The sequence below is a fragment of the Catellatospora sp. TT07R-123 genome (genome assembly GCF_018327705.1).
Classification (GTDB): Bacteria; Actinomycetota; Actinomycetes; order Mycobacteriales; family Micromonosporaceae; genus Catellatospora.
On the sequence record NZ_BNEM01000001.1, the window covers coordinates 3,266,974 to 3,288,410 of the forward strand.

Here is a 21,437-nt window from a genome sequence, read left to right on the forward strand (position 1 = left end):
GAATCGGATCCCAGTTCACGCCCCACTACCCTTCCGCCACGCCAGCGCGGCGCCGATCGCGCCCAGCGCCACCACCGCCACGCCCGCCGCCGCGCCGAGCAGCCGCTGCTGGCGCCGCACCCGCCGCTGCACCTGCGCGTACGGCGTGGTCGAGAACGACACCAGCTCGTAGCGCGACACGTACTTCCCGGGCAGAGCCCGCTCCAGCGCGTGCTCGACCTTCTTCTGCATCGCGAACACCGGCGAGGCGACCTTGTCGCGCATCTCGACGAAGTTGGCCAGCGCCATCTGCGCGATCGCCTCGGTGTTGGCCCGCCGCCGCGCCTCGAACTCCGGCAGCGCCCGGTCCCAGTCGTCGCCGGTCTCGTCGAGCACCCGGTCCAGCTCCACGACGTCCTCGAACGCGCAGTTGGCGCCCTGGCCGTAGAACGGCACGATCGCGTGCGCGGCGTCGCCGAGCAGCCCCACCCGGCCGTACGCCTGCCACGGCTCACACCTGACCGTCCCCAGCACGCCGACCGGGTTCAGCAGGTAGTCCTCGACCAGGTTCGGCGCGAGCTCCACCACGTCGGGGTAGTGCTCGACGAAGTGCCTCCTGATCGCGGCCGGGCTGGTCAGCGACGCGAACGCGCTGGTGCCGCCGGTGGGCCAGAACAGGGTGCAGGTGAACGAGCGGTCCGGGTTCGGCAGCGCGATCATCATCGAGGAGCCGCGCGGCCAGATGTGCAGCGCGCCCGGGTCCAGGGCGAACTCGCCGCCACGGGCCGGGATGGTCAGCTCCTTGTACCCGTAGTCCAGGAAGTCCAGGCTCTCGGTCAGGCCGGTGTGCTCCAGCAGCTGGCCGCGTACGGCCGAGCTGAAGCCGTCGGTGCCCAGCACGACGTCGGCCTGCGCGGTGACCCGCCCGGCCGGGGTGTCGAACTGCATCTCGCCGGTCTTCGGGTCCAGGCCGACCAGCCGGTGGTCGAAGCTCGCCGACACGCCCGGCAGCGCGGTGGCGGCCGTCAGCAGCGCGTTGTTGAGGTTGCCGCGGCTGATCGAGTTGATGGCCCGCTCGCCGTCGCTGCTGTACGCCTGGAACGCCGGCTCGCCCGCGACGCCCGGCGCCGTCACCGGGTGGATCATCCGGCCGCGCATCGGCAGCGCGTCGGCCATCACCGTGGTGTCGAGGCCGATGCGGCGCAGCGCGTCGAGCCCGCGCTCGGACAGGGCCAGGTTGATCGAGCGGCCCCGCTCGACCTTGCCGGTCCGCGGGTCGGGACGGCGCTCGTACAGGTGCACGGTGTAGCCGCGCCGGGCCAGGAAGCACGCGAGCAGGCAGCCCGCGAGCCCCGCGCCGACGACGGCGATCTGCTTGCCTTTCACGCTTCCTCCACCGGGAAGATCTCGGCGAGGGCCTGCGCCACCCGCCAGCAGTCGTGGTACGTCGAGTACAGCGGCACCGGCGCGAAGCGCACGATGTCGGGCTGGCGGGCGTCGGCGATCACGCCGTACCCGTGCCGCAGCCGCGCGGCCAGGTCGCCCGCCGACATCCCGGTGACCCGCACCGACAGCTGGCAGCCGCGCCGCCCCGGGTCGCGCGGGGTCACCACCGCCAGGGGCCGCCCCGGCAGCACCTCGTCCAGCAGGCTCTCCAGGTATCCGGTGAGCCGCACGCTGCGCTCGCGCAGCGCGTCCATGCCCACCTTGTCGAACAGCTCCAGCGAGGTGCGCACCGGGCCCATCGCGAAGATCGGCGGGTTGGAGACCTGCCACGCCTCGACCGTCGCCGGGGGCCGCGAGGTCGGCGTCATCTCGAACCGGGTCGCCTGCGCCGTGCTCCACCAGCCCTCGAAGCGCGGCAGGCGCGGGTCGCCGAGGTGCCGCTCGTGCACGAACACGCCGGACAGGGCCCCGGGGCCGGAGTTGAGGTACTTGTACGAGCACCAGGCGGCGAAGTCCACGCCCCACTCGTGCAGCTTCAGCGGCACGTTGCCCGCCGCGTGGGCCAGGTCCCAGCCGACGACCGCCCCGGCGGCCTGACCGGCCGCCGTGATCGCCGGAAGGTCCATCAGCTCGCCGGTGAGGTAGTTGACCCCGCCGAGCAGCAGCAGCGCGACCGTGTCGCCCTCGACCCGCAGGAACTCCAGCACGTCCTCGGTGCGCAGGCAGTCCTCGCCGTCGCGCGGGCGCAGCCGGACCACGGCGAGGTCCGGGTCGAGCCCGTGGAAGGCGGCCTGGCTGCGTACGGCGTAGCTGTCCGACGGGAACGCCGAGTCCTCGATGACGATGCGGTCGCGCCGGCCCTCGGGCCGGTAGAAGGACACCATCAGCAGGTGCAGGTTGACCGTCAGCGAGTTCATCACCACGGTCTCGGCGGGCAGCGCCCCGACCAGCCGCGCAGCGGGCCCGGTCAGCAGCTCGTGGTACGGCAGCCACGGCCGCGCCGCGTCGAGATGCCCCTCCACGCCCCACTGCGCCCACTCGTCGAGATCGGCGAGCAGCTCCTCCCGGGTCGCCTTCGGCGGCAACCCCAGCGAGTTGCCCGCCATGTACGCCACCTCGGCGTACGCCCCGCCCTCAGCCGGCGGCACCCGGAACAGCTCCCGCTGCCCCGGCTCGGCCGCATCCCGCCCCCGCGCGTCTTCCTCGCTGAACCTCATGGCCACTCTTCTTCTGCGTCGATCATGAACTTATGGACGTGCTCGTCGGCGTGTCACCACCCTGGCACCGTGATCACCGCATCGGCACCGGACCGGATAGGCCGACTGTGCCTTACATAAGGGTGCGGGCGGACCAGAGTTCGGGGAAGACGGTGCGGGACAGGCTGCGCTGGAGCCAGGCGTACCCGTTGGAGCCGCCGCTGCCGACCTTCGCCCCCATGGTGCGCGCGACCGCGCGCAGGTGCCGGTGGCGCCACTCGTCGAACCGCTCGGACACCTCGGTCAGCGCCTCGCCGAGCTGGCGCAGGTGGTTGTCCGGGCTGTCGTCGCGGTAGACCTCCACCCAGGCCGCCTCGACCGCCGGGTGCGGCTGGTGCTCCTCGGCCAGGTCGCGGCCGAGCACCTCGGCCGGGATGGCGAAGCCCTGCCGGGACAACAGCGCGATCACGTCGTCCCACACGCTCGCGCCGTGCAGGGTCGCCAGCAGGTCGTGGTAGACCTCGTCCTGGCGCTTGAACGGGCGTACCAGGGAGGCGGTCTTCAGGCCCAGGAGGAACTCCAGGTGCCGGTACATCGCCGACTGGAAGCCCGAGCCCTCGCCGAGCAGGTTGCGGAAGCGGTTGAAGTCGGCCGGGGTCATCCAGTGCAGCGCCTGCCAGGCGGCGATCAGGCCGTCGAGGTGCAGCACCGTGCGCCGCAGCGGCGCGAGCGCACCCCACACGTCGTCCTCGCCGAGCAGCCGCTGCGCCTCGCGCAGCTCGAAGCGCACCAGCCCGAAGTACAGCTCCATCACCTGGCTGATCATGAGGAAGGACATCTCGCCCGGGTCCTTGCTCAGGGTCTGCTGCAGGCTGTGCAGGGTGGAGGCGTGCACATACGCGTCGTACGGCGTCTGGTCGGCGAACTCCAGGGTGGGTTCGCCGCCGTTGGCCGCCGCGCGCTCGTCGCGCTCCTGGGCGGTGGCCGGGCGTACGGCTGTCGTCGAAGTCATGGCGTCCACGAGGTCCTCCGTTCGGATGCGGACATCTTGTCCCCGGAGACCCGGGACGCGGAATGCCGTTTCAACGGCGCCGGGCCCAGCTGGCTTTCGGTTCATAATCGAGTTCGAGATCTTGGTTTACGAAGGGAAGGTGCCGCGTGGACGACATGGACTGGGCGCTGCTGCGCGAGCTGCAGGACGACGCGCGGCTGTCCTTCAGCGAGCTGTCCCGGCGGGTCCACCTGTCCCCACCGGCCGTCGCCGAGCGGGTCCGGCGGCTGGAGGAGTCCGGCGTGATCACGGGGTACCACGCGCAGGTCGACCTCGGCGCGGTCGGCCGTCCCGTGGTCGCCCTGATCCAGATGTCCTGTTACGGGCCGGGCTGCATCCTGCGCGAACCGACGGTGTCGCAGTGGCCGGAGATCCTGGAGATCCACCGGATCACCGGGGACGCGTGCAGCATCATCAAGGTCGCCGCCCCCTCGATGGAGGCGTTCGAGGCGGTGATCGACCGGCTGGCCCGCCACGGCCGCCCGTCGAGCACGATGGTCCTGTCCACCCCCCTGGCCCGCCGCCCCATCACGCCGGTCACTCCCGCCGAGCCCTGACCGACCCCGCCACCCACCCCCCGCCGCCTGCGCTCGCCGCCTGCGCCCCGCGCCCGCGCCCCGCGCCCGGGTTCGTGCAGTTTCGGGGAAAGTGCACGAATGGCGCTCAAGATTCCAGCACTTTCCCCGAAACTGCACTCTGCTCAGCCGTTGCGGCCGGAACAGGGGGACGAGTTTTCATGTTCGGGTGGGGTGTCGCGTCTGCGGTGAGAGGATTCCTCCTAGCCCGGGGGTTTTCGCCGGGATCGTCGATGATGGGGGAAACATGCGGTCTGCCATCCGGGTCGCGGCCAGCGCGGCGGCGCTGGCGCTCGCGGGGCTGAGCGCGCCCGCTCCCGCGTACGCCGAGGGCGTCTTCGTCGAGGTCAACCCGAGCACGATCCAGGCGGGGTTCCAGGTCGCCATCCGAGCGAGCTGCGGTGACGCGCTCAACAACGCCAAGGTGCACTCCGAGGCGTTCGGCACCGTCACCGTCGAACCGGCCAACGCGTACCTGATCGCTGCGGCGACCGTGCCCGAGAACAAGCCGCCGCGCGGCTACAGCGTGAAGCTGACCTGCCCCAGCCGGCAGACCGCCACCACCACCCTCTGGGTGGTCGGCGAGCACAGCTCGAACCACGGCCCGAACACCGGCGGCGGGTTCCTGGCCGGCGACGACGGCAGCACCCTGATCGGCGCGGGCGCGGCCGCGGTGGGGCTGGGCGCGGGGGTGGCGCTGCTGGCGCGGCGGCGCCGGACCCTGCCGCAGGGCTGAGGCGTGCGAACCCGGTGGAGCCGCCCGCTGGCGCTGCTGCTGGTGCTCGCGGGCCTGTTCAGCGTCGGTATCGGGCTGGGCCGGGCGCACGGCCTGTCGCTGGCCGAGCTGTTCCGGGGGCCCGGCAAGCCCCCGCCGGGCGAGTTCCCGGTGCTGGGCCCGAGCCGCCCGCTGCGCATCGAGATCCCGTCGATCAAGGTGAAGGCGTACGTCCACGGCGTCGGGCTGGACAAGGAAGGGGCGGTGGCCACGCCCTCGCTGCTGCTGCGCAACGAGGCGGGCTGGTTCCAGCAGGGCCCGTCCCCGGGCCAGTACGGCCCCGCGATCATCGTCGGCCACGTGGACACCAAGGACCATCCCGGCGTGTTCCACCGGCTCAACGAGGTGAAGCCGGGCCAGCGGATCGAGGTCACCCGGCGCGACGGCCGAGTCGCGGTGTTCGAGGTCAACACCGTGGAGCGCTTCGCCAAGGACGCCCTGCCGGCCAAGCGCGTCTACCAGGACTTCAGCCGCCCCGGCCTACGGGTGATCACGTGCGGGGGCCGCTGGGTCGGCGGCGAGCTCGGGTACGCCGACAACATCGTGGTCTTCGCGAGCCTGGTCAGCACCCGTGGGAGCTGAGGTTCAGGCGGGTTCGAGCCACTGCGCCCAGCGCGGGTCGGGGGCCCGGTGGCCGAGCACCCGCCAGATGAGGCCGTGCGGCACGGCGGGCTTGACCGGCAGCCGCCAGCCGAGGTCGGTCAGGGTCTTGTCGCCCTTGTGATGGTTGCACCGGGCGCACGCGGCGACCACGTTCTCCCAGGCGTGCGGGCCGCCCTTGGAGCGCGGGTGCACGTGGTCGATGGTCTCGGCCGGGCCCTGGCAGTACACGCAGCGGCCGCCGTCGCGGGCGAAGATGGCCCGCCGGGACAGCCCGACCTGGGTGCGGTAGGGCACCCGCACGAACCGGGTGAGCTTGGCGACCAGGGGCACCGGCACGTCGTGGCGGGAGCTGTGCAGCATCCCGTCGCCGTCGGCGACGCAGACGGCCTTGCCGGAGAGGATGAGAATGGCGGCCCGACGCACGGACACGACACACAGCGGCTCGTAGGTCGCGTTGAGGAGCAACGCGGCAGAGGATGCTGCGGGTCGTATGTCAGGCATCAGGTATCACCCTCTATCGCCAGGGGCCTGACGCCGGGAGCCTCAGATCCCTCCTGTCACTGTGACCATCGTCCCCGATAGATCCGGTGATTGCACCTACAATTTGCGGCGCTCTCATGAATTCTCGGCCGCGATATGCCCAGCTCATTGGCATTTGCGAGATTAATCCCGGACCATTTGGCGAGATCATTCGGCGCCGTCGCGCGCCTTCGCCGACCGGCGGCGGTGCCGCGCGGTTCCCGGTCGTGCCGGCCGTCCCATATCGGGGGCACCGCCCCGCGACCAATACGGACGGTCGATACCCTATTGCCGCTCCGGTAAGCCACCGACGGGGGGTGGCCGCCCGGCGCGATACCCTGGGCTCTCGCCACCGACCGACGAGGTAGTACGCCGACATGCCGATCAGCACGCTCGCCCTGCTCGCACTGGACCCCTCGGGCACGCCGACCCCGGCAGCCAGTTCCTCGCCCTCGGTCAACTGCCTGGGCGACGACCTCTGCAAGAGCCTGTACCGCCTGACGGAGTCGGTCTGGCTGGCCGACGGCGGCTACTACCTGCTGATCAAGCCGCTGCGCATCCTCGCCATCATCCTCGGCGCGATGGTCGCGCGGGCCGTGCTCAGCCACTTCATCATGAACGTGGTGAAGCGGGCCTCGGCCGGCAAGTCCCCGACGATGCTGCGGCCGCTGCGCGAGAAGATCCCGGTCTCGGTGGTGAACGCGACCACGGTCTTCCCCGAGCGGCGCCGCCAGCGGGCCGAGGCGATCGGCTCGGTGCTCCGCAGCATGATCACGGTCGGCGTGTTCTCCATCGCCTTCCTGATCGTGCTGAGCGAGTTCGGCATCGACCTGGCCCCGCTGATCGCCAGCCTCGGCATCGCCGGCGTGGCGCTCGGCTTCGGCGCGCAGACCCTGGTCAAGGACCTCATCGCGGGCCTGTTCATGCTGCTGGAGGACCAGTACGGCGTGGGCGACGTGGTAGACACCGGCGAGGCCGTCGGCGTGGTCGAGTCGGTCGGCCTGCGCACCATCACCGTCCGCGACGCGCGCGGCGTGCTCTGGTACGTGCGCAACGGCGAGATCGTCCGGATCGGCAACAAGAGCCAGGGCTGGGCCCAGGTGATGGTCGACGTGCCGATCGGCTTCGTCGGTGTCGAGGAGGCCACCAGCGTGCTGCGCCAGACGGTGGCGGCGTTCGCGGCCGACCCGGAGTTCGCCGGGGACTTCATCGATCCCCCGCAGGTGCTCGGGGTCGAGAGCATCAGCGTGGACGGCGCGGTGCTGCGCACCATCTGCAAGACGTCGGCCGACAAGCAGTGGATCGTGCAGCGTGAGCTGCGGCGGCGGCTGACGGAGGCGCTGGAGGCGTCGGGGATCGCCGCGCAGATGCAGGCGGCCCGGTCGCTGCGGGCGGCCGTGCCCCCGGACGAGGGAACCGTCGTCACCGCCGACCCCGCTGCCTGACCGACCACCAGGGCATCATCCGTAGAGGCTAGCGCTTTATCCACCGATCGGGCAGAATCTACCGTCGAGATCCCTACCGGGACGGCCATTCGACGTGAACGTACGACAGGATGACGTTCCTCGACACCCACGTCGTGATCGATGGAGGTCCATCCGGTGGTGCACCCCTCCGCTCCCACCAGCACACCACCGCCGAACGAACCACCCGCACAGGTGGCCGCCCCCGCATCGCGACCCGAGCGGCGGACGACCTTCAGCGAGGTGCTCGCCGACCGCGAGTACCGGGGCATCCTGAGCGCGGGGGCGCTGTCCTGGCTCGGTGACTACCTGGCCAAGGCGGCCGTGACGGCGCTGGTCTTCGACCAGACCCGCTCGGCCGGTGCCGCGGCGGCCACCTTCGCCATCAGCTTCGCGCCCTGGCTGCTGCTCGGGCCCCTGCTCAGCGCGGTCGCCGACCGGTACCCGTACCGCACCGTGATGATCGTCAGCGATCTGGCCCGGATGGTGCTGATCGCGCTCGTCGCCGTGCCCGGCCTGCCGCTGCCGGTCCTGATCGGCCTGCTGTTCCTGACCGCCCTGGGCAACCCGCCGTACGACTCCTCCCGCTCGGCGCTGCTGTCCCATGTGCTCAGCGGCGACCGCCTGGTGGTCGGCATCTCGCTCAACCTCAGCCTCAACCAGGCCGCCCAGATCGGCGGCTACCTGGCCGGCGGCGTCCTGGCCGCGATCAACCCGCGCCTGGCGCTGCTGCTCGACGCCGCCACGTTCGCGGTGTCGGCGCTGGTGCTGGTCACCATGGTCCAGCACCGCCCCGCGGTCAACGACCGGGCCGCCCGGCGCAACCTCGTCCGCGAGACAGCCGACGGCTTCGCCATCGTCTTCGGCACCGCCGCCCTGCGCGGCATCGCCGTGCTGGTCTTCACCTCGATGCTGTTCGCGATCCTGCCCGAAGGGCTGGCGGTGGTCTGGGCCCACCACCTCGAACCGGCCGGTTCGGCCGCCGAGATCGGCTTCGACCAGGGCTTGATCATGCTGGCCAGCCCGGTCGGCTACGTGCTCGGCGGCCTGCTCGTCGGGCGCCTGGCGACCTCGGACACCCGGCGCCGCCTGATCCGGCCGCTGGCCCTGCTCGCCGCGCTGTCGCTGGTGCCCGCGCTGACCGACCCGCCGCTGTTCACGGTGTGCCTGATGGCCGCCGCCTGCGGGTTCTGCATCGCCGGGATGATGCCCGCCGCCAACGGCCTGTTCGTGCTGGCCCTGCCCAACCGGTACCGGGCACGTGCGTTCGGCGTGATGCAGGCCGGGATGCAGCTGCTCCAGGGCGGCTCGGTGCTGGTCGCCGGCATGATGGCCAACCGCTGGCCGCTGCACCAGGTGGTCGGCCTGTGGAGCGTGGCCGGGGTGGTGCTGGTGCTGGTCGCGCTCAGCGCCTGGCCTCCGGCGGACCTGTTCACCGCCGCCATCGAGCGGGCTCGCCGCCTGAACGAGGCTCCGGCCGCCGGGTAACGTGGGCCGGGTGAGCGAACAGACCGCCCCCTCGACCGAGACGCCGCCGAACTACTTCGAACTGCTCGGCGGCGAGGACACGTTCCGCCTGCTCGTGGACGAGTTCTACGCCGGGGTGGCCGCCGACCCGGTGCTGCGGCCGATGTACCCGGAGGAGGACCTCGGTCCGGCCAACGACCGGCTGCGCAAGTTCCTCGTCCAGTACTGGGGCGGCCCGACCACGTACCAGCAGGAGCGCGGGCACCCGCGGCTGCGCATGCGCCACGCCCCCTTCGTCATCGGCAGCGTCGAGCGCGACGCCTGGCTGCGCCACATGCGCCACGCCGTCGACGTCCTGGAGCTCGCCCCGGAACTGGACCAGCTGCTGTGGGACTACCTGGAGCGCGCGGCGTTCTTCATGGTGAACGCCGAGCACTGACGTAAGGAAGGGCACCTTCGTCGGCTCGCGTCAGCGAGACGAGCAGTAGCTCGGCTCGCTTCACGCGGTAGAAGGTGCCCTTCTCAACGGGGCCGTTCGGGTGGCGCTCACGGGTGTGGAGCCTCGTTAGACGGGTGGAATGCCCGGAAGATGAGGAGACATGCTGATGCGCCGTCGCGTCATACCGCTGGCCGCTCTCGCCGTGCTGGCCGCCCTGGCCGCCGTCGCCCCGCCGCAGGCCGTGGCCGCCGTCCGCGCGGCCGACACCGTCAGCGAGGACCCGGCCGACTGGACGCCGCACGTGCTCGACGGCGAGGTGCAGGCGATCGCGCTGGTCGGCGGCACGGTGGTGGTCGGCGGGGAGTTCACCATGGTCGCCGACAGCGCGGGCGAGCAGGCGTACGACCGCCAGAACCTCTTCGCGTTCGACCTGCGCACCGGCGCGGTGCTCGACTTCGCCCCACAGCTGGACGGCGCGGTGATGTCCCTGGCCCCGGGCCCGGACGGGTCGGTGTTCGTCGGCGGGGAGTTCCAGGTGGTCGACGGGGCGTACCGGCGCGGCCTGGTCCGGCTCGACCTGGCCACCGGCGAGCCGGTCGCGGGCTTCACCGCCGAGATCAACTGGGGTGACGTACGCGGCCTGGTGCCCAGTGGGCGCTGGCTCTACCTGGCGGGCTCGTTCAGCGCGATCGGCGGCGTGGAGCGGGTCGGCCTGGCCCGCGTCGACGCGCTCACCGGGGCCGTGGACCCGCGCTTCGACGCCCGGCTGTCCGCGCCGGAGATCGGCCGGGTGAAGGTCGAGGACATCGCGATCACGCCGTCGGGCGACCGGCTGCTGGCCGTCGGGGCGTTCACCCGGGTCGGCTCGACCCGGCGGACGCAGGCGGCGATGTTCGACCTGACCCGGCCGAAGGCGGCGCTGGCGGACTGGTCGACCGACGCGTACGCGCCGCGGTGCCGGGACAACTTCGACACGTACATGCGGGCCGCCGACTTCTCGCCCGACGGGCGGTTCCTGGTCATCGTGACCACGGGGCGGCTCAGCGGCAGCCGGCTGACCTGCGACACCGCGGCGCGGTTCGAGACGTACGCGCCGGCGCACACCGGCCCGACCTGGGTCAACCACACCGGCGGCGACTCGCTGTACGCGGTGGAGGTCATCGGCGGCGCGGTGTACGTCGGCGGGCACCAGCGCTGGCTGGACAACCCGTACGGGCACGAGTCCGAGGGCCCGGGTGCGGTGTCGCGGCCCGGGGTCGGCGCGATCGACCCGGAGACGGGGCTGGCCCTGCCCTGGAACCCGACCCGCACCCGCGGGGTGGGCGTGAAGGCGTTCGCGGCCACGCCGCTGGGGCTGCTGGTGGGCTCGGACACCGACGAACTGGGCCGGGAGTACCACGGCCGCATCGGCCTGTTCCCGCGCCCCGAGTAGCCCCGTCAGCGCCCCCGCTGGGCGGAGGTCGCCGGATGGCCGGGTCACCGGATGACTGAAGACAGACGTTGGCCTATCTCATCGACTGATCGAAGATCGAACTCGACGAGATAGGCCAACGTCTATTAAAAGCCGAGGCCGGTACGCGCCCCGCGGCGCCCGGAGGCGGCGGGTGCGGCCCGTCGGCGGATCCGCCCGATCGGGTACCGCCACGGTGCGAGGGTGGCGGGGCCGGGATCAGAGCAGCAGGCCGCCGTCGGAGTGCATCCAGTCGACGAAGGTGGTCGACACCGAGGCCGCGCAGTCCAGGAGCTCCATCAGCAGCGCGTCGTGCGCGCCGGACCGCAGCGGCACCTGCCACTCGGCATAGATCGGCAGCTGGCCCCGCTCGGTCGGGTCCCCCACGTACGCCTTGGCGAAGCGGCGGGTGTGGTTCCACTCGTTGACAGCGCGGTAGGCCAGGTCGGCCAGCTCCGGCGGGACGGTGGCGTGCGGCCGGGCCCGGATCACCAGGATCTCGTCGTCCGGCCCCTCGACCGCGAACAGCAGGGCGTGCCGCTCCCACAGGGCGAGCAGGCTCTCCTCGCCGTCGGACAGGTAGCGGATGTCGAGCAGGTCGAGCGTGGCCGCGATCCGGCGCAGGTTGACCGGCGGCGTCTCACTGACGGCGAGCTTGGTCGGAGCAGGTGGAAGACTGTCCATCATGGACAGATCGTCCGGCACTTCGAAGAGTCCGCGCTGCTGCGGGACCACCCGCTGCCGCGCCGTGCTCGCCGCCGCGGACTGCCCCCGCCATCCGCGCTGCCATGAGAACCAAGCCATCGCTGCTCCTGTCCGACCGTAGCCTGAAGCCGACCAGATAAATGCTGAGGGAGAGCAGTTGCCTACCCTCAGTTCATCCCCCGGCGAGAGGCTACCCGGACAGCCGCCTTCCGTCATCCCCTTACCGGCCGTCCCAGGCTAGATGACCGAGCCGCGATCAACCAATAGGACGAGTGACGATCGGTCGTACGGTCAACGCCGAGGTGGCTCGGATCCAAGCCGTACCAAAGGAAGCGGCCAACCCGGTCCACGGCCCGGCGGTGACGACGCTCACCTGGCCTGATGTTCCGAGGAACCCCATCCGCACCACGGCCTGAACCAAACGCTGCGGTACAGAAAAGGGTACATCGTCTATATCGGACTTTCCGGTGATGACAACGTGGTCAAGGAGTGCGTCGCGCAACACCCGCTGCCCGACCGCCCGGCCCCGCAGGCCGTCCGCCTCCACCTCGCGCAGGGTCGCCGCCGCCGCCTCGGCCGCCTGGCGCACCACCTCGACCGGCAGCGACTCCAGCACGCGGCCCGCGGACGGCGGCAGCGGCAGGCGCCAGTCGCCGTCGCGCTCCGGCAGCCGTGCCGCGCCCGCCAGCAGCGCGGCGGCCGTGGTGACCCGGTCCCGGTCGGCGCAGCCGTCGACGGTGCGGGTCACCAGCACGCCCCACGGCAGCGCCGCCCACAGCGCGGTGCGGTCGGCCCCGGCCGGGCGCAGGCGCACCAGGGCCGCCGGGTCCAGCCGGACCAGGCGGCTCAGGAACGCGGCGGCGTCGGCGGTGGGCGCCGTGCCCGGGTCGGCGGACACGGTGCTCAACTGACCAGCCACGGCTTGAGGAAGGACTGCTCGGACTCGGTGAGCCGGCGCGGACGGCGGCGTTCGAGGTCGTACGGCACCAGCACGGTGCGGGCCCGGCTGGCCAGCAGGTCCCCGTCGAACAGCTCGTAGCAGATGGTGAAGCGCGACGCCTTGAGGTCGTCGACCCACAGCTCGATGCGCACCGGGTCGCCGTAGTCGACCGGGCGCAGGTAATCCACCTCGTGCCGGGCGACCACGATCCCCTCCTCGAAGGAGGTGACCCCCGCGTCGCGGGCGCCGACGAACATCATCGCGACGCGGGCCTCCTCGTACAGGGTGAGGAAGCGCGCGTTGTTGACGTGCCCGTACGCGTCAAGATCGGACCAGCGCAGCGCGCAGTGGTAGGTGAACCTCATCGATGCCGCCTCAATCATGAGAGTCGCCCGGCGGCCGGGGTCAGCTGACCCTGGACCGCCGGGCGACCTTGGTGGATCTTCGTCAGTCGCGGGTCAGCTTGCGGTGCGTGACCCGGTGCGGACGGGCGGCCTCGGCGCCGAGGCGGTCGATCTTGTTCTTCTCGTACGCCTCGAAGTTGCCCTCGAACCAGAACCACTTCGACTCGTCCTCGTCGGTGCCCTCCCACGCGAGGATGTGGGTGGCGACGCGGTCGAGGAACATGCGGTCGTGGGAGATGACCACGGCGCAGCCGGGGAACTCCAGCAGCGCGTTCTCCAGGCTCGACAGGGTCTCGACGTCCAGGTCGTTGGTGGGCTCGTCGAGCAGCAGCACGTTGCCGCCGATCTTGAGGGTGAGCGCCAGGTTGAGGCGGTTGCGCTCGCCACCGGACAGCACGTTGACCGGCTTCTGCTGGTCCGGGCCCTTGAAACCGAACGCGGCGACGTACGCCCGCGACGGCATCTCGACCTTGCCGACCATCAGGTAGTCCAGGCCGTCGGAGACGACCTCCCAGACCGACTTGCCACTGTCCAGACCGGCCCGGTTCTGGTCCACATAGGACAGCTTGACGGTGTCCCCGACCTTGACAGAGCCCTCGTTGGGCTCCTCCAGGCCGACGATGGTCTTGAACAGAGTCGTCTTTCCGACACCGTTCGGACCGATGATTCCCACGATGCCGTTGCGCGGCAGCGAGAACGACAGGTTCTCGATCAGGACCCGCTCGTCGAAGCCCTTCTTCAGGTCCTTGACCTCGATGACGGTGTTACCCAGACGCCCGCCCGGCGGGATCTGGATCTCCTCGAAGTCGAGCTTGCGGGTCTTCTCCGCCTCGGCCGCCATCTCCTCGTAGCGGTCCAGACGCGCCCGCGACTTGGTCTGGCGGGCCTTGGCGTTGGAGCGGACCCACTCCAGCTCCTCGGACAGCCGCTTCTTCATCTTGGCGTCCTTGCGCCCCTCGACGCCCAGCCGCTGCGCCTTCTTCTCCAGGTAGGTGGAGTAGTTGCCCTCGTACGGGTACGCCCGGCCGCGGTCGAGCTCCAGGATCCACTGCGCCACGTTGTCGAGGAAGTAGCGGTCGTGGGTGATCGCGATGACCGTGCCCGGGTACTTGGCCAGGTGCTGCTCCAGCCACAGCACGCTCTCGGCGTCCAGGTGGTTGGTGGGCTCGTCCAGCAGCAGCAGGTCGGGCTGCTCCAGCAGCACCTTGCACAGCGCCACGCGGCGCTTCTCGCCGCCCGACAGCGGGCCGACCGGCAGGTCGGGCTCCGGGCAGCGCAGCGCGTCCATGGCCTGCTCGAGCTTGGAGTCGAGGTCCCAGGCGTCGGAGTGGTCCAGCTCCTCCTGGAGCTTGCCCATCTCGTCCATGAGCGCGTCGGAGTAGTCGGTCGCCATCAGCTCGGCGATCTCGTTGAACCGGGCGAGCTTGCCCTTGGTGCCGGCCACGGCGAGCTCGATGTTCTCCAGCACGGTCAGCGACTCGTCCAGCCGGGGCTCCTGCGCCACCATGCCGACGGTGTAACCGGGCATGAGCCGGGCGTCGCCGTTGCTGGGGATGTCATGGCCAGCCATGATCCGCAGAAGGCTGGACTTACCCGCACCGTTGGGGCCGACCACGCCGATCTTGGCACCGGGCAGGAAGTTGAGCGTGACGTTGTCCAGCACAACCTTGTCGCCGTGTGCCTTGCGCGCCTTTTCGAGCGTGTATATGAACTGGGCCACGGGTGGGCCAACCCCCTTCAGACAGACTTCCGCTCCATCATCCCAGGCCACCGGTCCGGCCCCCACATCGGGTGGGTTGTGATCATTGTCCCCCGCTGGGATTATCGCGACGTATTGCGGTCATCACCGTGCCGATGATCCATCTTCCGGATTGCACCAGTAGTCTCAAAGGATGGCCAACGATCAACCGATCGGAGGAGAGGCCGCGATGGTGGATCGCAGCCCGTTTGTCGTGGTTGCCAACCGGCTCCCTGTGGACGAGATCCCGAACGACACCCCCGGCGGCCGGGTAACCGGCACCGGGGATCAGCAGCGCCGGTGGCGACGCAGCCCCGGCGGACTCGTGACCGCCCTGCACCCTGTGCTCGTCGAGCACCACGGCACCTGGATCGGCTGGGCCGGCACCCCCGGCGACGTCGCCCCGGAGCCGTTCGAGCTGGACGGGATCAACATCCACCCCGTGCCGCTGTCGGAGGACGACCTCGAGCGGTACTACGAGGGGCAGTCCAACGCCACCATCTGGCCGCTCTACCACGACAACGTCGAACCCCCGGTGTTCCGGCGGCGCTGGCGTGAGGCCTACCGGGTGGTCAACCGCCGGTACGCGGAGGCGGCCGCGGCCGTCGCCGCCCCGGGCGCCACGGTCTGGGTGCAGGACTACCAGCTCCAGCTGGTGCCCGCGATGCTGCGGGAGCTGCGCCCCGACCTCAAGATCGGGTTCTTCCTGCACATCCCGTTCCCCCCGATCGAGCTGTTCATGCAGCTGCCGCAGCGGGCCGAGGTGCTGCGGGGCCTGCTCGGCGCCGACCTGGTCGGCTTCCAGCAGCGGCTGGCGGCGCAGAACTTCCTCCGGCTGGCCAAGCACCTGCTCGGCACGCCGTACCACGGCAACGTGATCGAGTACGAGGGCCGCCAGGTCAAGGCGGACGCGTTCCCGATCAGCATCGACGTCGGCGAGATGGAACGGCTCGCCGACAACCCGCTGGTGCGGGAGCGGGCCAAGCAGATCCGCGCCGAACTGGGCGACCCGAAGACGGTCATCCTCGGCGTGGACCGGCTCGACTACACCAAGGGCATCGAACACCGGCTCAAGGCGTTCCGGGAGCTGCTCGCCGCGGGCAAGCTCACCGTGCCCGAGTCGGTCATGGTGCAGGTCGCCACGCCCAGCCGCGAGCGCGTAGAGCACTACCAGGCGCTGCGCATCAAGGTGGAGCGGGAGGTGGGCCGGATCAACGGTGATTTCGGCCGTGTCGGCGTGCCTGCCGTGCATTACCTGCACCAGTCGTACAGTCGCAGTGAGCTGGCCGCACTGTACTGCGCGGCCGACGTGATGATGGTGACTCCGCTGCGGGACGGCATGAACCTGGTGGCCAAGGAGTATGTCGCAGCCCGCCTCGACCACGGTGGGGCGCTCGTGCTGAGCGAGTTCGCCGGGGCTGCGGGCGAGATGCGGCAGGCGTTCCTGTGCAACCCGCACGACTTGGACGCGGTCAAGGATGCCCTGATGCGGGCGGTCACCGTCGACCAGCACGAGGCCCGGCGCCGGATAGGCGTCATGCAACGGCATCTGCGCCGACATGACGTGGCGCGCTGGGCATCCGACTTCCTGACCGAACTGGGAGCCACATCATGACCCTGGGCACCACCGTCGATCTAGATCGCGACGGTTTCGACCCCGCCCTCCGCTCCGCCCTGACGCAGCTGGCCCGAGTGCCGCAGCTGCTGGTGGCGTGTGACTACGACGGCACGCTCGCGCCGATCGTGGAGGACCCGGCCGCGGCGGCGCCGCTACCGGAAGCGGTCGCCGCGCTGCGATCGCTGGCCACCCTGCCGCAGACCACCGTCGCGGTGGTCTCCGGCAGGGCCCTGCGGGATCTGGCCGCGCTGTCGCGGCTGCCCAGCGAGGTCCATCTGGTCGGCAGCCACGGCTCGGAGTTCGACGTCGGCTTCGTGCAGCGGCTGGCCCCCGACCAGGTCGAGCTGCGCACCCGCCTCCAGCACGAGCTGGAGCGCATCGCCGCGGCCCACCCGGGCGTACGGCTGGAGAACAAGCCGGCCAGCATCGCGGTGCACCTGCGCACCGCCTCCCGCCCGGTCGCCTCGGCGATCACCGACGCGGTGCGCTGCGGCCCGGCCGCCTGGCCCGGCGTGCACACCACCGAGGGCAAGGAGGTCCTCGAACTGTCGGTGCTCGCCTCGCACAAGGGCACGGCCATCGACGAGCTGCGCCGCCAGGTCTCGGCCGGCGCGGTGCTGTTCATGGGCGACGACGTCACCGACGAGAACGCGTTCCGCAGCCTGTCCGGCAAGGACGTGGGCGTGAAGGTGGGCTCGGGCGAGACCGCGGCGGGCTACCGGGTGCAGGACCCGCTGCAGGCGGTGCGCATCCTCGGGCTGCTGCTGGACACCCGGCGCAACTGGCTGTTCGGTGAGCGGGCGGTGCCGATCGAGCGCCACTCGATGCTGGCCGACGGCCGTACCGTGGCGCTGATCAGCCCGGACGCCCGGATGAGCTGGCTGTGCCACCCGCGCCCGGACTCGGCGGCGATCTTCGCCGACCTGCTCGGGGGCGCCCCGGCCGGCCACTTCAGCGTCGGCCCGCAGCGCGGCGGCCACCCGCTGGGCCAGCGCTACCGGCCCAGCACGATGACGATCGAGACCCGCTGGTCGGGCCTGACCGTCACCGACTGGCTGGAGGGCGACAGCCTGATGCGGCGGCTGAGCGGCAACACCGTGGTGCGGGTCGAGTTCGCGCCGCGGCCGGAGTTCGGCCAGGTGCCGGTGCAGCTCCAGGCGCTCAGCGACGGTCTGCTGGTGCTGGGCACCAGCGAGCACCTGAGCCTGTACTCCCCCGGCGTGGAGTGGGACGTGGTCGACGACGGCGGGCACGACACCGCCCGCGCCGTGATCGACCTGGCCAAGCTCGGCGGCGAGACGCTGCTCGAGATGCGGATGCGCAGCCACGACCTCACCCCGCACCCGCGCAGCATTGCCGACCGGCTGGAGTCGGTCGAGCAGCCGTGGCGCGAGTGGGCCGCCTCGCTGGAGCTGCCCAACGGCGGCGAGCGCGAGGTGGTGCTGCGCAGCGCGCTGACGCTGCGCGGGCTGTGCCACTTCGAGGGCGGCGGCGTCATCGCGGCGGCCACCACCTCGCTGCCGGAGACCCTCGGCGGCATCCGCAACTGGGACTACCGCTTCTGCTGGCTGCGCGACGGCGCGATGACGGTCAAGGCGCTGGTCGACCTGGGTTCGCTGACCGAGGCCGAGCAGTTCCTGCGCTGGGTCGACGGTGTGGTCGAGCGCACCGGCGGGCACCCGGAGCGGCTGCACCCGCTCTACACCGTCGACGGCTACGAGCTCGGCCCGGAGGCCGTGATCGAGAGCCTGCCCGGATACGCGGGCTCGCGCCCGGTCCGGGTCGGCAACGCCGCCAACAAGCAGCTCCAGCTCGACGTGTTCGGCCCGGTCGCCGACGTGCTGATGGCCGTCGCCGACCGGCGCGGCAAGATCCGCCACGAGGAGTGGCGGGTCATGGAGGCCATGGTGCAGGCGGTCAGCCAGCGCTGGCACGAGCCCGACCACGGCATCTGGGAGGCCCGCCTCCCACCGCGGCACCACGTGTACTCCAAGGTCATGTCCTGGATGACGGTGGACCGCGCGCTGAAGGTGCTGGAGCGCCACACCAACGAGGAGCGGCCCGAGTGGGCCGAGCTGCGTGACCGTATCGCCGAGAACGTGCTGCACCAGGGCTGGCACGAGGGTACGAAGGCGTACACGGTGGCGTACGGGTTCCCGGAGATGGACGCGTCCAGCCTGTGGATCGGCCTGTCGGGCCTGCTCGCCGACGACGACCCGCGCTTCCTGGACACGGTGCTCGCGGTCGAGGCCGAGCTGCGCTCGGGTCCGGTCGTCTACCGGTACAAGTGGGACGACGGCATGCCCGGCAAGGAGGGCGGCTTCCACATCTGCACGGCGTGGCTGATCGAGGCGTACCTGCGCACCGGCCGCCGCGCCGACGCCCAGGAGCTCTACGACCAGATGATGGCCACGGCCGGCCCGACCGGCCTGCTGCCCGAGCAGTACGACCCGGACCTGGAGCGCGGGCTGGGCAACCACCCGCAGGCGTACAGCCACCTGGGCCTGATCCGCTGCGCCCAGCTCCTGTCCCAGTAAGCACGAGCGGCGGGAATTATAGGCGCAACTATTATAGTTGCGCCTATAATTCCCGCCTCCATGATCCAATCAGGCGGGCAGGACGCCGACGACGTCGCCGACGACGACGATCGCGGGCGGGCGGAAGCCCTCGGCCAGGCTCGGCAGCTCGGCCAGCGTCCCGCGTACGGCCTGCTGGTGGGTCGTGGTGCCCTCCTGCACGATCGCGGCCGGGGTGTCGGCGGCGCGCCCGTGGGCCAGCAGCGTCGCGGTGATCGCGGGCAGGTTCTTCAGCCCCATCAGCAGCACCAGCGTGCCGCGCATCCGGCCGAGCGCGGGCCAGTCGACCAGAGAGTCCGGGTGGTCCGGCGGGATGTGCCCGCTGACCACGGTGAACTCGTGCGCCACCCGGCGGTGGGTGACCGGCACCCCGGCCGCCGCCGGGACCGAGATCGCGCTGGTCACGCCGGGCACCACGGTCACCGGCACGCCCGCCTCGGCGCAGGCCAGCACCTCCTCGCCGCCGCGGCCGAAGACGTACGGGTCGCCGCCCTTGAGCCGCACCACGAACTTCCCGTCCCTGGCGCCCTCGACGAGGATGCGGTTGATCTCCTCCTGCTGCGCGGCCGGGCCGTAGGGCAGCTTCGCGACGTCGACGAGCTCCACCTCGGGGCGCAGCTCGTCCAGCAGCAGCCCGGGGGCCAGCCGGTCGGCGACCACCACGTCGGCGGCGGCCAGCAGGCGGCGGCCCTTGACGGTGATCAGCTCCGGGTCGCCGGGACCGCCGCCGACCAGGGCGACACTTCCGCGGTACGACTCCGACACGGTCTCGGCGTCGGTGGCCAGCAGCCCGGCCACCCGGTCGCGCACGGACACCGCCTTCTTCGGCTCGCCCCCGGCCAGCACCGCCACGGTGACGGTGCCGTGCCGGGCCACGGCCGGGGTCCACGCGGTGGCGGCGTGCCGGTCGTCAGCCCGTACGCAGAAGACGCGCCGCGCCGCCGCGGCGGCCGACACCCGCTGGGCCGCTTCCGGGTCGTCGACGGCGACCTGGACCAGCCACACGCCCTCGACGTCGTCCTCGGTGAAGGCGCGCTCGGCCCAGTCCAGGCGCCCGGCGTCGGCCAGGCCGCGCAGCGCCGGGGTCAGCTCCGGCGCGACCAGCCGCACCTGCGCCCCGGCCGCCAGCAGCGCGGGCACGCGCCGCGTGGCGACCGCGCCGCCGCCGACGACCAGCACCGGCAGCCCGTCCAACCGCAGTCCCAACGGGTACAACTCCGACACGTCCACCCCTTGCCTTCCGCCCGGCCGCGCACCGGCCACTGGGTCAGGGCGCGGGGGCGATGTCGATGCTGTCGAAGGTGGCCATCTCGTGCAGTACGCGTACCGCCGAGGCCACCACCGGATAGGCGAGCACGGCGCCGGTGCCCTCGCCCAGTCGCAGGCCCAGGTCGAGCAGCGGGGCCAACTCCAGCTGCGTGAGCGCGACGTCGGCACCCGGCTCGACCGAGCGGTGCCCCGCGATCATCGCATCCCGGCTGCCGGGGGCGAGCGCCGCGGCGGCCAGCGCGGCCGCGGCCGCGATCACGCCGTCGAGGATGACCGGCACCCGCCGCGCCGCCGCGCCCAGGATGTATCCGGCCAGCGCGGCGTGCTCCAGGCCGCCGACGGCGCCGAGCACCGCGACCGGGTCGCGGGCCGCGTCACCCTGCCAGAGGTGGCCGTGCAGGGCGAGCGCCTTGCGGATGACCTCGACCTTGCGCAGGTGGGTGGGCGCGTCGATGCCGGTGCCGTAGCCGGTGACCAGGCCGGGGTCGCGGTCGGTGAACGCCGCGATGAGCGCGGCCGAGGCGGTGGTGTTGGCGATGCCCATGTCCCCGGTGAGCAGGATCCGGGCGCCGCCGTCGATGAGCTGGTGGGCGATCTGGATCCCGACCTCCAGCGCCGCGACGGTCTCGGCCCGGGTCAGCGCGGGTTCGACGGTCATGTCCCGGGTGCCCGCGCGCACCTTGGCGGAGACCAGGCCTTTGACGGGCGGCAGGTCGGCGGCCACGCCCACGTCGACCACGGTGACGCCGACGCCGGTCTGCCGGGCCAGTGCGTTGACGGCGGCACCGCCCGCGGTGAAGTTGCCGACCATCTGCGCGGTGACCGCCTGCGGCCACGGCGTGACGCCCTGGGCGTGGACGCCGTGGTCGCCCGCGAAGATCGCCAGCTCGGCCGGGGCGAGCAGCGGCGGCGGGCAGACCCCGGCCAGGCCGGCCAGGCGCTCGGACAGCTCCTCCAGCACGCCGAGGCTGCCGGCGGGCTTGGTCAGCCGGGCCTGCAGGCGGCGGGCCTGCTCGATCGCGGGGCCGTCGAGCGGACGCACCGACTCGATCGTTAGCACCAGTAGCTCACTCGTCACCTCGTCAGCTCATCACGTCCCGTGTCGCCTTGCCGACTCGGGGGGAGAAATCGCCGCGTCTTTCAGCGCTTTGAATCCGGATAAAGAGGACGCTGTTCTACTTTTATGGGGTGAAGCCGCTCAGCCGCCTCAAAGAGGCCATTTCC

The 21,437-nt window shown here is 71.6% G+C and carries 19 protein-coding genes; 9 read left to right on the forward strand and 10 right to left on the reverse strand.

Annotation, left to right across the window (positions count from 1 at the left end):
- Positions 1 to 15: 15 nt before the first annotated feature.
- The 3 genes from Cs7R123_RS13965 to Cs7R123_RS13975 form a co-directional block, all read right to left on the reverse strand.
- Positions 16 to 1,365 carry an NAD(P)/FAD-dependent oxidoreductase gene (locus Cs7R123_RS13965; RefSeq protein WP_212826704.1) on the reverse strand — a complete coding sequence of 450 codons (1,350 nt, stop codon included), beginning with the start codon at positions 1,363 to 1,365 and terminating at the stop codon, positions 16 to 18.
- Positions 1,362 to 2,642: a kynureninase gene (kynU, locus tag Cs7R123_RS13970; RefSeq protein ID WP_212826706.1), complete on the reverse strand. Its 1,281-nt coding sequence runs from the start codon at positions 2,640 to 2,642 to the stop codon at positions 1,362 to 1,364. Before kynU ends, Cs7R123_RS13965 begins: the two co-directional genes overlap by 4 nt.
- A 112-nt stretch (positions 2,643 to 2,754) precedes the next feature.
- Entirely contained in the window at positions 2,755 to 3,633 is an 879-nt protein-coding gene (locus Cs7R123_RS13975) for a tryptophan 2,3-dioxygenase (protein ID WP_212829155.1), read from the reverse strand.
- 146 nt (positions 3,634 to 3,779) lie between these two features.
- Here Cs7R123_RS13975 and Cs7R123_RS13980 point away from each other — a divergent pair, with 146 nt between their 5' ends.
- The 3 genes from Cs7R123_RS13980 (at position 3,780) to Cs7R123_RS13990 (ending at position 5,604) form a co-directional block, all read left to right on the forward strand.
- Entirely contained in the window at positions 3,780 to 4,229 is a 450-nt protein-coding gene (locus Cs7R123_RS13980; RefSeq protein WP_212826708.1) for an Lrp/AsnC family transcriptional regulator, read from the forward strand.
- Between the two features lie 265 nt (positions 4,230 to 4,494).
- The gene (locus Cs7R123_RS13985) at positions 4,495 to 4,983 is read left to right on the forward strand and encodes a hypothetical protein (RefSeq protein ID WP_212826710.1); all 489 of its coding nucleotides are present in this window, start codon (positions 4,495 to 4,497) and stop codon (positions 4,981 to 4,983) included.
- A gap of 3 nt (positions 4,984 to 4,986) precedes the next feature.
- On the forward strand, positions 4,987 to 5,604 hold the full coding sequence (locus tag Cs7R123_RS13990) for a class F sortase (RefSeq protein WP_212826712.1): 618 nt from the start codon (positions 4,987 to 4,989) through the stop codon (positions 5,602 to 5,604).
- A gap of 3 nt (positions 5,605 to 5,607) precedes the next feature.
- Here the strand turns inward: Cs7R123_RS13990 and Cs7R123_RS13995 are convergent, their stop codons facing one another.
- The gene (locus Cs7R123_RS13995) at positions 5,608 to 6,126 is read right to left on the reverse strand and encodes an HNH endonuclease (RefSeq protein WP_212826714.1); all 519 of its coding nucleotides are present in this window, start codon (positions 6,124 to 6,126) and stop codon (positions 5,608 to 5,610) included.
- 395 nt (positions 6,127 to 6,521) lie between these two features.
- Between Cs7R123_RS13995 and Cs7R123_RS14000 the strand changes: the two genes are divergently transcribed.
- From Cs7R123_RS14000 to Cs7R123_RS14015, 4 genes are all read left to right on the forward strand, one after another.
- On the forward strand, positions 6,522 to 7,589 hold the full coding sequence (locus Cs7R123_RS14000; RefSeq protein WP_212826716.1) for a mechanosensitive ion channel family protein: 1,068 nt from the start codon (positions 6,522 to 6,524) through the stop codon (positions 7,587 to 7,589).
- A 213-nt stretch (positions 7,590 to 7,802) separates the two neighbouring features.
- Positions 7,803 to 9,095 carry an MFS transporter gene (locus Cs7R123_RS14005; protein ID WP_244871817.1) on the forward strand — a complete coding sequence of 431 codons (1,293 nt, stop codon included), beginning with the start codon at positions 7,803 to 7,805 and terminating at the stop codon, positions 9,093 to 9,095.
- Position 9,096: 1 nt separating this feature from the next.
- The gene (locus Cs7R123_RS14010) at positions 9,097 to 9,513 is read left to right on the forward strand and encodes a globin (protein ID WP_212826718.1); all 417 of its coding nucleotides are present in this window, start codon (positions 9,097 to 9,099) and stop codon (positions 9,511 to 9,513) included.
- A 160-nt stretch (positions 9,514 to 9,673) separates the two neighbouring features.
- Positions 9,674 to 10,945, forward strand: coding sequence for a delta-60 repeat domain-containing protein (locus Cs7R123_RS14015; protein ID WP_244871819.1), 1,272 nt, complete (start codon positions 9,674 to 9,676; stop codon positions 10,943 to 10,945).
- A 237-nt stretch (positions 10,946 to 11,182) separates the two neighbouring features.
- Here Cs7R123_RS14015 and Cs7R123_RS14020 read toward each other — a convergent pair whose 3' ends face one another.
- From Cs7R123_RS14020 to ettA, 4 genes are all read right to left on the reverse strand, one after another.
- Positions 11,183 to 11,650, reverse strand: coding sequence for a YbjN domain-containing protein (locus tag Cs7R123_RS14020; RefSeq protein ID WP_212829158.1), 468 nt, complete (start codon positions 11,648 to 11,650; stop codon positions 11,183 to 11,185).
- Between the two features lie 274 nt (positions 11,651 to 11,924).
- Positions 11,925 to 12,575 (reverse strand): hypothetical protein, encoded by a 651-nt coding sequence (locus Cs7R123_RS14025; RefSeq protein ID WP_308442881.1) that lies wholly within the window; start codon positions 12,573 to 12,575, stop codon positions 11,925 to 11,927.
- Positions 12,572 to 12,973: a thioesterase family protein gene (locus tag Cs7R123_RS14030; protein ID WP_212826720.1), complete on the reverse strand. Its 402-nt coding sequence runs from the start codon at positions 12,971 to 12,973 to the stop codon at positions 12,572 to 12,574. Before Cs7R123_RS14030 ends, Cs7R123_RS14025 begins: the two co-directional genes overlap by 4 nt.
- An 82-nt stretch (positions 12,974 to 13,055) precedes the next feature.
- The gene (ettA, locus tag Cs7R123_RS14035) at positions 13,056 to 14,732 is read right to left on the reverse strand and encodes an energy-dependent translational throttle protein EttA (RefSeq protein WP_212826723.1); all 1,677 of its coding nucleotides are present in this window, start codon (positions 14,730 to 14,732) and stop codon (positions 13,056 to 13,058) included.
- 208 nt (positions 14,733 to 14,940) lie between these two features.
- Between ettA and Cs7R123_RS14040 the strand changes: the two genes are divergently transcribed.
- Complete coding sequence (locus Cs7R123_RS14040; protein ID WP_212826725.1) at positions 14,941 to 16,365, forward strand: trehalose-6-phosphate synthase; 1,425 nt, start codon at positions 14,941 to 14,943, stop codon at positions 16,363 to 16,365.
- A complete protein-coding gene (gene otsB, locus Cs7R123_RS14045) occupies positions 16,362 to 18,905 on the forward strand; it encodes a trehalose-phosphatase (RefSeq protein WP_212826727.1) in 2,544 nt (847 codons plus the stop codon). Before Cs7R123_RS14040 ends, otsB begins: the two co-directional genes overlap by 4 nt.
- A gap of 69 nt (positions 18,906 to 18,974) precedes the next feature.
- Here the strand turns inward: otsB and cobA are convergent, their stop codons facing one another.
- Positions 18,975 to 20,168, reverse strand: a complete 1,194-nt coding sequence (gene cobA / locus Cs7R123_RS14050; RefSeq protein ID WP_212826729.1) for a uroporphyrinogen-III C-methyltransferase — start codon at positions 20,166 to 20,168, stop codon at positions 18,975 to 18,977.
- A 43-nt stretch (positions 20,169 to 20,211) separates the two neighbouring features.
- Positions 20,212 to 21,291: a nicotinate-nucleotide--dimethylbenzimidazole phosphoribosyltransferase gene (cobT, locus tag Cs7R123_RS14055; protein WP_212826731.1), complete on the reverse strand. Its 1,080-nt coding sequence runs from the start codon at positions 21,289 to 21,291 to the stop codon at positions 20,212 to 20,214.
- Between the last annotated feature and the right edge of the window lie 146 nt (positions 21,292 to 21,437).